Below are 13802 nucleotides of genomic sequence, written 5' to 3'. Positions count from 1 at the left end.
ATTTAGCTCATTTCGTGAGAAGCCAAGATTTCACACGAAATGAGCTAACACGATCAAGATAAACGGAGAAAATTTATTGTAAGATCGTCACCTTCGTTGTCCTTACTCCCCAATTACGTGCACTTTGAAGGGATGGAACAAACACGTCGATCCTATTTCCTTTAATAGCAAATCCTTTATCGGCTGCGATTGCTTGGCCGTATCCTTCCACATATACTTTTGAACCGAGCGGAATAACTTTAGGATCCACTGCAATCACTTTCGCGTTCGGATTTTTTTTCAAGTTGATTCCCAACGCTGTAACGCCGGAACATCCTTTGCAAGATGCTGTATAAGCAGTGGCCTTAACGACGATCACTTTCTTTCCCGCAGTAGAGTTTACGGCGGATGTTGTAGACGTATTCTTGGCTGTTGCGGTCGAACTAGATTGAATGATTAATTTCGTTCCTACTGTAATGTTGTTAGATGTTAGATGGTTCCATTTTTTTATATTATCGACAGTCGTTTTATAAGCATTGGCAATCTTCCATAATGTATCTCCCTTTTTGACAGTATATGTCGTGCTTGCCGCATTCGAGGAATGAGCAAAGCTGAAACATACTACTGCAGTAAAGAGAGCGGCAATTGCTTTCTTCACACCATAACCTCCTTTTCTATTAACGAGTATCATTCTATCATGACTAAACTACTAGTGATTTTACAGTTCATTATCTTTTTATTACGTAAATGTTTCATTTTCTTAACATGATAGAATAATTGGTTATAATAGTAGAAAGAGGAGGCAGTCACACACAGAGATTATGGTATATTCGTCTGGTATGTGTCTTGCCGTTTCTATATAATAAATAATTGCTGTTATTTATAACCTGTTATGGAGGATGTTGCAACTATGTATCAAGTAAAGCTTTGGAAGGGAGTTTTTAAGACTCGGAATGTGCTTTATGAGCTGGAACAAGCTGAAACCATCCGAGGGTTAAGCAGTCGAATCATCATCTTGCTGGTGATTAGCGTCATTCTATCGGCTGTAAGCAGCTGCCTTGGCATTGGAAGTGAAGACCTTTCGCATCGATTAGCGGATTGGACCGCAAATGAATTGGCTGCAAGAAAAGTCTTTTTTGTTTTAGGAAGCGTGTTTTGGGGCATCCTCTTTGTTTTGTTAGTGTTAGTCGTTCCGTCATTGTTATTTTGGGGCTTAATGGAAGTAGACTTCCGCAAAGCACTTGTCTTGCAGCTTTTTGTTCTAACCATTCTGATAGGAGAAAGGGTTATTCTTTTGCCATTTGAGTTTCTATACGGATTGAAATGGTACTATTCTCCTTTCGCATTAGGAACGGCGATTCGCTATTTGACCGATCATTCGATCCTTATTCGCTTTTTTGGAAGCATCTCTCTTTTCCAAATTTGGACATTAGTCCTGCAATATCGATTCTTAAAAAGAATGACGGATCATAAACCGCTTTATATTGCGGCTGTGATCGCAGGATTATCTATTGTCTTTTGGGCCTTTACCGCTTTCTTCACTTCCATACATATCGAAAAACTTATTTAAGATAGGAGGGCAGAATCGTGCGAAAAACAACGAGAAATATGATCATCGCCGTTTTGTGTGCTTGTTTAATAGCAGGCAATCTTTACTTGATTTTTAAAAAAGATAGCAAAATCGAGAAAACGCAGTGGATAGACAAATGGGCGCGGGTCAAAATCGGCAATCTGGCTGAAACATTCCATACATCGGGCGTTATTACATCACAAGAGGAATATCCGGTCTATTTCGATCCTTCCATGGGGCAATTCAGCAAGTTTTTAGTAGAAAAAGGGGATAAAGTTTCTCCCGGGACGGAACTCTTTCAATATTCGCCGGCTGAAATAGAAGAAGAACGAGCAAAATGGCTGGCAGAAAAAGAGCAGGCACAAAGAGAAATAGATCTGGTCACGGAGGAAGTGCAAAAGTTACAAAACATACAATCTTCTCTAAAAAGCTCTGATCAAACGCCAAGCGCTGCTGAGGTAACAGTTAAAAGTCAAATATTAGAACAGCAAGCGGAAATCGGCAAATTACAAGAAGAAGTGAAAAAGTATGATACTCTTCTCCGCGAACTTGATCAAAGAAAACAACAACTTACTGTAAAAAGTCCTTATGCAGGCTATGTAGAAAAAATCGACGATCGATTAAACAACCCAATCGTAACGATCCGCTCCTTGAAACCAGCCGTTCAAGGGGTATTGAACGAAAAGCAGCGCAAAAAGGTAACAGAAGGATTAAAAGTCAAAGTTTCTGTTGATACAAAGAAAAAACAATATACAGGAAAAATCATAAAAGTAGACTCTTATCCGGAAAATGAACCTTCTGTACATAAAAATAGCTATTATCCTTTTAAAGCCCAATTGTTCAATGTAAAAGATTCAAACGAACCTCTTCTACCCGGTTCAAAAGCAAACATTACCATCATAACGAAAGAATCTTTAAGTACGTTAATGGTGCCATCATCCAGCGTTTTTCAAGATCATAAGAAAAACTACGTACTTGTTCTCAACCGAGAAGGAATCGTAGAAAAACGTGAAATAACGAAGGGAATTCATGTCGGACAAAAACAAGAAATCATTCGAGGTGTAAAACAAGGAGAAGCGGTCCTTCCACATCCACAGGATATTCAGAAAGTCAACTCTCCTTTTATTACACCGTTTAAATTCTCTGATACAGATAAAAAAGCGATTCAGAACGTACGCAAAAAAGATATGCTCCTGTATTTTATGTTAGGTGTACTTTCCTAAAATAATGATGAATGGTTGGCCAAGTCAAAACATGTTATATAGAATGAAAGAAATCTATTTTTCTATATAACATGTTGACGGCCGACTTTCCTGTTATGAATGGAAATGATCATGTCGAGACGCTTGTCTTGATTGAAAGAAGAAAAAAGAGTATAATTATATCCGTTTTAGGTTAAAATCCGTTTTAATTTTTTAACAAAATTTAATATTCAGGGGGTTTGTCTATGTCTGAAAAAAACGGAAAAAAATTCGTCCCCTACGTTCCGGCGTCAAAGTCGCTGCCTGAGCTTACTGTCACAGCGATTATATTAGGAATTGTTTTATCCATTTTATTCGGAGCCGCGAACGCTTATCTAGGTTTAAAAGTTGGTTTGACAGTATCAGCTTCCATCCCTGCAGCTGTCATTTCCATGGGAATTTTGCGCGGAATTTTCAGAAAAGATTCTATTTTAGAGAATAATATCGTGCAAACCATGACAACTGCCGGTGAAGCGCTTGGGGCGGGCGCCGTTTTCACCATTCCGGCACTCTTTTTATGGGATATCCCCATCAGTCAGTCCATGCTGATTTTCATTGTTCTGACAGGGGGCTTTTTAGGCGTTTTTATGATGGTTCCACTGCGCCGTATGTTAATTGTCAAAGAACACGAAACATTGCCTTATCCTGAAGGAACAGCCTGTGCCGAAGTGTTAATCACAGGTGAAAAAGGCGGATCGAATGCCATCATGGTTGCGTCCGGTCTTTTGATCGGCGGTTTGATGAAAGCTTTGGGAGACGGCTTTAAGCTGTTTAAAACAGAAATTGAAACCGGCATATATAAATTTAAAAATGCGGTAGTGGGAGCGGATGTTTATCCAGCTCTGCTCGGTGTTGGCTATATTATTGGTCCTCGTATATCCGGTCAAATGTTGGCGGGAGGATTGCTTGCTTGGATTGTCATCATTCCTCTCATCGGATTTTTCGGTGCAGATAGCACCCATGCCATTTTCCCATCGACAGAACCGATTAAACATTTGGATGCGTGGGGAATTTGGGACAACTACATCCGCTATATTGGTGCAGGTGCGGTTGCAGCCGGCGGGATTATTACATTGGCCAAATCAATCCCGACATTATATCAAACCGCGGCTGCCACATTTAAAAATCTTTCCAATGGATCGAATAGCCAAGCGTCCTTAGACAGAACCGATCGGGACATGCCGATGAAATACGTAATTTTAGGTGCACTGGTTCTCATCGTTATCATTGCTCTTGACCCGTTTGTAAAGGTAGGAATTCTCGGAGCGCTGGCTATCGCCGTTTTTGGCTTCTTATTTGTAACTGTCGCTTCCAGAATAGTCGGAATCGTTGGAAGTTCTTCTTCTCCGGTTTCTGGGATGACGATCGCCACACTGCTCATCGTCACGCTTATTTTTAAACTGACAGGTTATCACGGAAAAGAAGGAATGGTTGCAGCCCTTACTGTCGCTGCCATTGTTTGTACGGCACTGGCCGTAGCAGGTGATATTTCCCAAGATTTAAAAACCGGTTATCTTGTCGGAGGAACACCGTGGAAACAACAAGTTGCCATGATGATCGGTGTCTTGGCTTCCGGTCTTGTAATGGGCTTCATCCTTGTGATGCTGCATAAAGCCTATACGATGGGGTCAGCTGCTCTGCCTGCTCCAAAAGCTATGTTGATGAAAATATTAGTAGAAGGAATTATGGGTGGAAACTTGCCTTGGGAACTGATATTAATCGGTGCTTCCATTTCAATCGTGATTGAATTTTTAGGATTGAATTCCCTTGTCGTCGCCGTTGGTATTTATTTGCCGGTTCACACAAGCGTTCCGATTATGGCAGGAGGAATCGTCCGCTGGCTTGTAGAAGTACTTTCAAAATCGAAAGAAGAAAAAGAAAAACGCAGCGAAAAAGGAGTTCTTTTTGCATCCGGTCTGATTGCGGGAGAATCTCTCGTCGGCGTGATCATCGCAATTTTAATTTGGCTGAAGGTGCCGGTTCCTGAAAATGTAGCAACCGAAAACCAATGGCTGCCTCTTCTTTTATTTATCATCATATGCGTGATGTTATACATGGCTTCTACCAGCAAAAAAGGGCTGGCTAAAAAATGATCCGGCGGAAGAAAAATCTCTTGGAAATGGTGCCGGTACTGAAAGACAATCTAAAGATCGACCATGAAAATCAGAGTTTAATCGTTCCACGTACTAATCTGATCGAACGATTTTCCGTCCGATTTTTAAAGCAGCCGTCAGAAAGAAAAATCCAATTGGATGACTTAGGGTTCTTTGTCATCCGACATATAGACGGGAAAAGCACAGTTTTAGAGCTTGCGAATGTCGTAGAAACAAAGCTGGGGGACAAAGCCTCCCCCGTTTTGGAACGCTTAGTCACGTTCCTGTCCATCTTGGAATCCTATGACTGGCTCAAATGGAAAGAAAAATAGTATCCATATTATGTGAGTGCGAAGGCATTCTCCTTTATTTTGATCAGTAAATCGAGTAGGAGGGAGCGATTAACTCCCGTCCTCTCACACCACCGTACGTACGGTTCCGTATACGGCGGTTCAATCAAGATAAATGACGCAAGAATTCATAACGTTTCTGTAGACTTTTAAGCCCTTGGTTACTCCAATAGGAGTTTCCAAGGGTTCTGTGTAATATGGGACTTTTTGAGATTCGCCAATAACCTTTACGACTGTTCCCCCATTCATAAGCTTTCCATTCAGGAACTCCTAGTTTTATGAGGTTGCGTATCCTGGTCTTTGAGGTCTTCCAGTTTTTCCATAAACACATCCGGAGTCTTCGTCGAATCCAGCCATCCAAATCTTCAAAGATACTCTTTGTGTCTGCTAATGCAAAATATCCACACCATCCAAGTAGATATTGGTTAAGTTTCTTAATCCGATATTCCATTGGGTATGGTATTTTTCTTGACGTGATTTCTCGCACCTTTTTCTTCATTCGTTTTAGACTTTGCTTGGCAATCCGAACTTTTGGCTCTTTTGAAGGTGTAAAACTAAATCCTAGAAACTTTCGTTTCCATGGTCGGTCAACCGCAGATTTCTTCTCGTTGACTTTTAGACGAAGTTTTCCCTCAATAAATCGTTTGACACTAGCCATGGTTCTTTCACCAGCCCGTTTTGACTTCACGTAAATATTACAGTCATCGGCATAACGAACAAATTTATGCCCTCTTTTCTCTAATTCTTTGTCTAGTTCATCTAGTACAATATTCGAAAGTAAAGGGCTTAGGGGGCCACCTTGCGGCGTCCCTTCTTCTGTCCTAGATATCACACCATTAATCATGACACCAGCTTGTAGATATTTGCGGATTAGCTTCAATAGTGGCTTTTCTTTAATAGTCTTGGCTAATGTACTCATCAGCCTGTCATGATTCACTCGATCGAAGAACTTTTCTAAATCCATGTCTACTACCCATCTATAACCATCTCTGATATAGCCTTTTGCTTTCCTAACTGCGTCATGAGCACTTCGATTTGAACGAAACCCATAACTATGTTCGGAGAACATAGGGTCATATATCCTCGATAATACTTGGGCAATTGCTTGTTGAATCAAACGGTCTGTTACGGTTGGAATACCTAGTAACCGAACACCGCCATCAGGTTTCGGGATTTCGACTCTTCGAACAGGCATTGGTTCATAGGTACCCTTGAGAATAGCTTCTTTAATGGATATCCAGTTTTCGACTATGTGCTGACGTAGGTTTTGTACGGGCATCATATCTACTCCATGGCTACCTTTGTTCTTTTCTACTCTTTGTAAAGCTAAAAGCATATTCTCCCGTGACAGGATTTGATTCAAAAGCATTGTTATTCTTCCTTCCGTGAATAGCTTATCTTCTTATGCCAGTGGTCACTCCACCCTCCAAGAGGTCTCCCACGGGATTCACCGCTTCCTCCCTCAAGTGAGGTACTACGTTTTCTGTGTTCATCATGACTCACTGAATACCAAGGGCTATTCTCTCTTAATTGTTCGGTCCTTCTTAGTTGTTCTAGACCAACTAATACTATGACCTCTGCTGACTTCTGACGGTTCAGCTACTTATCACTAAGTAGGTTATGAAGAGTACTTCACATATCCGCCAGACCTCCCCGGGTAAGTACATGCACTTTCACACCATCTATCCGCCTCATTTACTCGATATGACCTTCGACAGAAAGAGCTTTGTTTTGTTATGCAAACTCACTCCATCATACCTAGCCTTATATGAGGTTCGTGTTCCTCGGACCGGTGTTTTGCCTCCAGCTTCCTTCAGATTCCGCGTCACCACGGACACCCTTGCTCTTGGCTAACCTCTACTTCTGTCTTCGGGGTTCGGGACTTACACCCTATAGTTCATGTACATGCCGGGCGCACATACAAAAAAGTTCACGGAATCCATATGTTCCGTGAACTTTTTTGCTAATAAACCTCGAAAGATTAAAAGAAAGAATACTAGAATAACAGTTTAAGCCTGAAACTCCCTATCCATCGATCGTGACGTCGCCTTTAGGTTATTTTCTATTTTCTAAAATCTTTTAAACTGGCAGATCAAATGGACCGAACAGCCACAACTCCCTTGATTTCTTTTATTCTTGCTTCTACACTTGGCAGCACATCGCCATTCACTTTATTGTCAATATCAATCAACGTATAAGCCCACTCGCCTTTGCTTCGATTCAGCATATCGGCAATGTTGAGATGGCTTTCTGCTAAAATGGAAGTCATCTGTCCCACCATATTTGGAATATTTTGGTGGATCACCGTAATCCTTTTTCTGCCGACATAAGGGAGCTCTACATTGGCGAAGTTAACAGAATTTTTAATATTCCCTGTTTCTAAATAATCCTTTAACTGTTTGGCGGCCATGATGGCGCAATTTTCTTCCGATTCTTTCGTGGAAGCTCCGAGATGCGGGACTGCAATGACGTTCTTCATGTCCAATATGCGGTCATTTGGAAAATCCGTTATATACTTAGCCACAATCCCTTTTTCAATCGCCTCATTCAAATCATGTTCGTTTACTAGTTCTCCACGAGAAAAATTCAAAATCCGTACCCCTGGCTTCATTTGGCTAAATGCTTCTCGATTGAACATTTCTCTCGTTTGATCCGTAAGCGGCACATGAACGGTAATATAGTCACATGCGGAAAAAATTTGTTCAATGTTCATAGCCCTTTGGACGTTTCTCGACAAGTTCCAAGCCGTATCGACGGAAATAAACGGATCAAATCCAATGACTTCCATATCGAGTTCGAGGGCATCGTTAGCCACCAGGGCCCCTATGGCACCCAAGCCAATAATCCCTAATTTTTTCCCTTTAATCTCTGTTCCGACAAACTCTTTTTTACCTGCTTCCACCAAGGAAGGAACTTGATCACCTTGCCCCCGAAGCGTTTTCGCCCATTCCACGCCATCAAATAAGTTCCGTGAGGAAGCAAGCAATACAGCCAATACCAGTTCTTTCACAGCATTTGCATTGGCTCCAGGCGTATTGAAAACCACAATTCCTCTTTCTGAACAAGCTTGCACCGGAATGTTGTTCACCCCCGCACCTGCACGCGCAATGGCTTTTACACTCCTCGGAATATCAACATTATGCAAATTATAGCTACGCAATATAATGCCGTCCGGTTGGTCGGCATCATTGTTAATCGTAAAATTTTCTTGGCGCAAAATATTTAAACCACTTTCGGCAATGCTGTTGTAAGTTTTAATTGTGTACATTGCTTCTATTCCTCCTAGCTGTTTTTGCCTCAAAGCTTTTCATAAATTCCACCAGCTTTTTTACTCCCTCAATCGGCATTGCATTATATATGCTTGCACGCATTCCTCCGACGGTACGGTGGCCTTTTAATGTTTCCAATCCTTGCTCTTTTGCCTCTTTAATAAATTGAGCGTTCAATTCTTCAGAAGGCAGTGTAAAAGGAATATTCATTAATGAGCGACTTTCTTTTTCCACAGGGGAATGGAATAGCTCGGATTGATCCAAGAATTCGTAAAGCAGCTGGGCTTTTTCTCGATTGATTTTTTCCATCACGGATACCCCGCCCAGTTCTTTCAACCATTCAAAAACAAGTTTTGCCACATAAATGCTGAACGTCGGCGGCGTATTATACAACGAACCTTTATCACTGTGGGTCTGATAGTTTAACATGACGGGGCAATTCTCAGGTGCGTTTCCAATGAGATCTTCCCGTATTATGACGACGGTCAAACCGGCAGGGCCAATGTTTTTTTGTGCTCCCGCATAGATCAGACCAAATTTTGACACATCATATTCCTGTGCAAGAATATTGGAAGACATATCCGCAACGAGAGGGATGCTTCCCGTATCCGGAACTGAGAAATAACAAGTTCCTTCAATGGTATTATTCGTCGTAATATGGACATAATCTGCATCCTCGGAAAACATAGCCGGATCCAAGGATGGAATATAACTGAATTTCTTATCTTCTGAAGAGGCGACAACACGAACTTCGCCGAATTTTTTTGCTTCCGCCATGGCTTTTTTCGACCATGATCCTGTATGTACAAAATCCGCTTTTTTATTTTTCACAAGCAAATTCATGGGGATCATCGCAAACTGCAAAGAAGCGCCCCCTTGCAAAAATAACACTTTGTAATTGTCAGGAATGCTCATTAATTCACGCAGCAAAACTTCTGCTTCCTGAATAATTTCTTCAAATGCACTGGATCGATGACTGAGTTCCATTACAGACATCCCAGTTCCACGATAATTGAGCAATTCTTTTTGGACTTTTTCCAAAACGGGCAACGGCAACATCGACGGACCTGCAGAAAAATTAAAGACTCTCTCCATTCCACTTCTCCTCGTTTTACTTGTGATTTCAATTCTGAAAATTTATACTATAATAATATTTAAAAATTATACGCCAAAATACTCCAACTATCAAGATCCACTTGCAAGAAAACTCATTTAGTTGTGCTTTCACAGCAGAAACGGATGTCTATTTTTATAGGAAACTTTCTCCCTCCCATTTCTTCCGAAAAGGCGGCTTTCATCATGCCCAGATTCGGAAGCCATCTGCTTACTTTTGCAATCCAAAACGGACAAATATCGTGTTCCATCTGCTGCCTTGCCAATAGATCGCTCGGCTGCTTTCTTCCCGCAACTGAAAAGAATGGAATCTTTTCCAACTTTTTTAGATTAAAAAGAGACCGGTTCCTTTTCTTCCAAACCGGTCTCTTTTTTGCACTCTATTTTTCTATGTAAATACCCTGTTTCATTTAAGAGTTGTTCGATTCTAATTTCACCATCTGTGTTTTGATCAAGTTTAAAATATTTTCCAAATTGCTATCTTTTTTATATCCTTCTTCATAAGCTGCTTTTAAAATCGATAAAAACATTTGCTGTTCTTTTGTCATATCCCTCCATCCTTTCAACTTAAAATGTTTGTCAATACGTGTCTATCATAGTTTGTTTTTGACTGATTTACAAGAATTTTCTCTGCATTATGAACCTTAACTAAGCATAAAACAGAATGAGAAAGGCAAATCGACAATCTATGCGTAAAAAGTCTGTACTTTTCCCCTTTCGAAGAAAAGATCTTTTTTCGTCCAATTGATCCTTTAAAAAGCAAAAAAAGCCGGCTCATTATAGGTTGACTCCCTTTTGAGCAAGCCCTATGCTTTCATGGATTCGATATTTTTTCCTTTTTTCACTACTATGTTTTTCTATGTCTCTCGATGAACAGCCAAGGAAATGATCTCCGCCTTAAAGTTGAAAATTAGGCTCGTCCAATCTCTCACTCTATGACAACCCATTCTTTCACGAACTACGCTTATGAACGAGCCATCCTCTATAAACCCTGATCGTCGACAAGACATCTATTATTCATTGTCCGTTGTTTGTTTTATTGGCTGACAAGTAACAAACAAAAGAATTCGATGGATTGGATTGAATGTTTTTCCTTTTTTCACTAGAAATCATTTCTTGCGGAATAACCATTTTTTGGATAAATAACTGTCCAATCTCCTTGCCGGGCAGCGACTTACTAAATAAAAATCCTTGAATTTCATCACAACGGCATTGCTGCAAAAACTGCAACTGCGATTTTGTCTCTACTCCTTCTGCCACGATGCGCGTTCCCATTGCATGCGCCATCTCGATCAACGCTTTTATAATGGCTTGATCAATAACGTTCTCCTCTAAATATTGGATAAAAGAACGGTCGATTTTTAATGTATCAATCGGATATTTTCTTAAGCTATTAATGGAAGAATACCCTGTGCCAAAGTCATCTAAAGCAATCCGCACTCCTAAGTTTTGTATTTTTCTCCATTGTTCCAATACCAGGTCATTCAAAAGAAGTAAAGACAACTCCGTTATTTCCATTTCCAGCTGCGAAGGTTCGATTTGGTGGTCCGTCGTTGCTTGCAGGATCGTTTCATATAAACCTTTTTTCAAAAACCGTTTTGCTGATATATTAATAGAGATCGTTGGAACTTCAATGTTTTGGCTTTGCCATTCATGGATTTGTTCGCATACTTTCCTTATCACCCAGTCGCCGATCTCGTTAATTAATCCTCCTTCTTCCGCCAACGGAATGAACTCCGATGGCAGCACGGTCCCCCATTCAGGATGGTGCCAACGCAAAAGAGCTTCTGCACCAACAATTTGATTCGTGTTGGCTTCTATACGCGGCTGATATTCGATCGATAAGCCATCGTTTTTTAAAGCTTTGCGCAGCTCTTTTTCTAGATGATACATTTTAAACGTCGATCTTTTCATAGACGAAACATAGATTTGGCAATTATTTTTACCGAACTCTTTTGCCCGGGATAAAGCCACTTCTGCGACTTGAAACAATGTGTCAGGATCTTCACCATCGTTAGGATAAAAACTTAATCCAATGCTGGTAGTGATAAAAAGTTCGTATTCTTCCACTTCCATTTTTCTGCCAATCACTTCCATTATTTGCTGCGCTAATTGAACATACGGTTCCCTTTTTTCTCCGTATTTCACTAGAGCAACAAATTCGTCTCCGCCGACCCTATAGACCGTCCCATGTTTCCCGATGACTTCTTGCAACCGTTCGGCTATTTTTTCCAACACTTTATCTCCGATCCTGTGACCTAGTGCATCATTCATTTTTTGAAAGCTATCCAAATCGAAGCAAAAAACAGCAAACATCCCACCGTTGCAATCGATCCATCTATTCAAATCTTCCATGAAAGCATTTCGGTTGCGGAGCCTTGTCAATAGGTCGTGACTGGCCATTTGTTTTATCGACATGTCTTCATAATTTTCTGCAAAAAAAATGGACATTTAAACCGTTTTCCTTCCTGGCACGACTTTTTTTGACGAATCTTTTTGCAGTTCTCTTGCTATGAAAAAGATTCCCTCCATTTACTTATTATAGGAAAAAAACATCTAATAATCTACATATTTATACAAATTTTCCCTTTGATTTTCTGTTTCTTCATTGATTTTTTTATTATTTTTATTTTCTCAATATGTAATTCTCCTATTCAGTTCATCCAATTTTCTACAAAATATGGTATGAACTTGGTGCTTTGCATGGAAAAAATGTCAAGTTGCCCCTTTTCGAATATGGCTGTAAATAGTTGTAATCCAGTCCCAAGACGTTTCTATAAAAAACGGCAGCCAGACAAAAAAATATTATATTAAAATATTATTAATTTTCCGTTAAAATATGGTTAATTATTTTTAAAAGAATGGCACCCACTTTGACGAAACAGCATGATCCATGCCATTCTGCTGCCACCCCATACAGCTTATTAAATCATCAAAATCTCCTATCAAAACTATTTTTTCAATACCATCACAAATCCGAGGCTGTCCGACGATTCATAATCGCTCCCGGTGCATCCCTTTATTCATGTAAAGATTGATATCGGGCATTGCTTTCCGCGGGCGGTCCCGAAGCCTCTTATTTGTCCCCCGCAGTAGGGTCTCGCCCGACTCGCTTTTCCGCAGAAATCTCGTCACTTTCACGATCACAGTAAAATCTTAACTTTGACAAATGAAAAACATCCAATTCTGGTGGGTTGCCGTCACCCATACACTTTCTGAAACAAGCCTTGTATTCCATTTCCCTTTCAAAATACTTATTTACAGCGAATAGTTTGAACTCAACTGAATAGTTTATGAATTTTGGTCCCTTTTTGCCAAAACAAATCCCTCCTATGCAAAACAGTATGGGTTTTTTTCCAACTGTCTACACAAGAGGGATAATATCAACCTCGGCGGGTTTTCTTATTTAACCACGTTCACTGGAGAATCCCAGTATTTTTGTAAATTTCATTCCAGCTTTTTCCCTTGAAATGTCTTTAACATTTGTCCATGTCGATTAATGACTTGCATCCTCAGCTAATCGAAAGCCCTGTTTTATTTCGCTTGCGTTTCTTTTTTTCTCCAAACAACACGGTGGCTAAACTTTCAAAAGGGCGAACCCATTTTTTTGATTTATTTACCTGCGTTGTCCCTAAGCTCTGAATTAAATGACGGTCTCGTTCTTCAATTTTGATTTCTTCCATTTTTTGCTTGATCCACAATTGTTGCTGTTCTAATTTACAAATCAGCTCACGATTAATCTCGATGAGTCGATTTTGTCCTTCTTCCAACTGCTGCAAACGTTCATAAACATCTTGACTTTGAACATGAATTTCCTGTTTTGGAGACTCAATCGCTTGATTTTCTTGTTGCTCCCGGCTTTGTTCGGCCGCCATTTGAATCGCTTTTTCAAAGGAAACGTTATTTTTTGTGATCGCTTCAATGATCCGCTGAATGACTGCCACATCTTTCGGATAAAAGACACGTGAATGGTTGATGCCTCGCTCAAAATGATAGCCATTCTCTTCAAGAGCCAAAGCGTATTTGCGAAGTGTGCTCGCCCCGATCCCTAAGCTTTTTGCTACTTTCGAACTAAAATATGCCTGCTCCACATTGTTCCCTCCCGTTTTTCCTTCTAAATAAGGATATTCAACAAAGCCGTCTAAAAGCCTTTCACTAACTTTGGAGATTCATAAGAAGTTTTGTCA

11 protein-coding genes are annotated in these 13802 nt (G+C 40.3%); 4 read left to right on the top strand and 7 right to left on the bottom strand.

Annotated features, from left to right (window positions below):
- Nucleotides 1-73: 73 nt before the first annotated feature.
- Nucleotides 74-637 carry a 3D domain-containing protein gene (locus NST81_RS02220; RefSeq protein WP_341028058.1) on the bottom strand — a complete coding sequence of 188 codons (564 nt, stop codon included), beginning with the start codon at nucleotides 635-637 and terminating at the stop codon, nucleotides 74-76.
- A gap of 252 nt (nucleotides 638-889) precedes the next feature.
- Between NST81_RS02220 and NST81_RS02215 the strand changes: the two genes are divergently transcribed.
- The 4 genes from NST81_RS02215 to NST81_RS02200 all read left to right on the top strand — a co-directional run bounded on the left by NST81_RS02215 (nucleotide 890) and on the right by NST81_RS02200 (nucleotide 5215).
- Nucleotides 890-1549 (top strand): hypothetical protein, encoded by a 660-nt coding sequence (locus NST81_RS02215; protein WP_004439591.1) that lies wholly within the window; start codon nucleotides 890-892, stop codon nucleotides 1547-1549.
- Between the two features lie 17 nt (nucleotides 1550-1566).
- The gene (locus tag NST81_RS02210) at nucleotides 1567-2772 is read left to right on the top strand and encodes an efflux RND transporter periplasmic adaptor subunit (protein ID WP_048622538.1); all 1206 of its coding nucleotides are present in this window, start codon (nucleotides 1567-1569) and stop codon (nucleotides 2770-2772) included.
- A 224-nt stretch (nucleotides 2773-2996) separates the two neighbouring features.
- Entirely contained in the window at nucleotides 2997-4883 is a 1887-nt protein-coding gene (locus NST81_RS02205; protein WP_048622537.1) for an OPT family oligopeptide transporter, read from the top strand.
- Between the two features lie 26 nt (nucleotides 4884-4909).
- Nucleotides 4910-5215 (top strand): PqqD family peptide modification chaperone, encoded by a 306-nt coding sequence (locus NST81_RS02200; protein WP_244878059.1) that lies wholly within the window; start codon nucleotides 4910-4912, stop codon nucleotides 5213-5215.
- Nucleotides 5216-5339: 124 nt separating this feature from the next.
- On the opposite strand, the gene ltrA is transcribed toward NST81_RS02200, so the two are convergent.
- The 6 genes from ltrA to NST81_RS02170 form a co-directional block, all read right to left on the bottom strand.
- Nucleotides 5340-6602, bottom strand: coding sequence for a group II intron reverse transcriptase/maturase (ltrA, locus tag NST81_RS02195; RefSeq protein ID WP_327805004.1), 1263 nt, complete (start codon nucleotides 6600-6602; stop codon nucleotides 5340-5342).
- A gap of 723 nt (nucleotides 6603-7325) precedes the next feature.
- Entirely contained in the window at nucleotides 7326-8501 is a 1176-nt protein-coding gene (locus NST81_RS02190) for a phosphoglycerate dehydrogenase (RefSeq protein WP_048622535.1), read from the bottom strand.
- On the bottom strand, nucleotides 8488-9597 hold the full coding sequence (serC, locus tag NST81_RS02185) for a 3-phosphoserine/phosphohydroxythreonine transaminase (RefSeq protein ID WP_048622534.1): 1110 nt from the start codon (nucleotides 9595-9597) through the stop codon (nucleotides 8488-8490). Before serC ends, NST81_RS02190 begins: the two co-directional genes overlap by 14 nt.
- A gap of 428 nt (nucleotides 9598-10025) precedes the next feature.
- Nucleotides 10026-10163 carry a hypothetical protein gene (locus tag NST81_RS02180; RefSeq protein ID WP_004439564.1) on the bottom strand — a complete coding sequence of 46 codons (138 nt, stop codon included), beginning with the start codon at nucleotides 10161-10163 and terminating at the stop codon, nucleotides 10026-10028.
- A 469-nt stretch (nucleotides 10164-10632) separates the two neighbouring features.
- Nucleotides 10633-12066 (bottom strand): putative bifunctional diguanylate cyclase/phosphodiesterase, encoded by a 1434-nt coding sequence (locus NST81_RS02175; RefSeq protein WP_048622532.1) that lies wholly within the window; start codon nucleotides 12064-12066, stop codon nucleotides 10633-10635.
- Nucleotides 12067-13127: 1061 nt separating this feature from the next.
- Entirely contained in the window at nucleotides 13128-13706 is a 579-nt protein-coding gene (locus NST81_RS02170) for a hypothetical protein (protein ID WP_048622531.1), read from the bottom strand.
- Nucleotides 13707-13802: the final 96 nt, after the last annotated feature.

Source organism: Bacillus sp. FSL W8-0223, assembly GCF_038006805.1.
In the GTDB taxonomy this organism is placed as follows: Bacteria; Bacillota; Bacilli; order Bacillales; family DSM-4216; genus Bacillus_O; species Bacillus_O smithii.
Note: the sequence above shows the minus strand (reverse complement) of the source record. Positions and strands in the feature narration are given on the sequence as shown.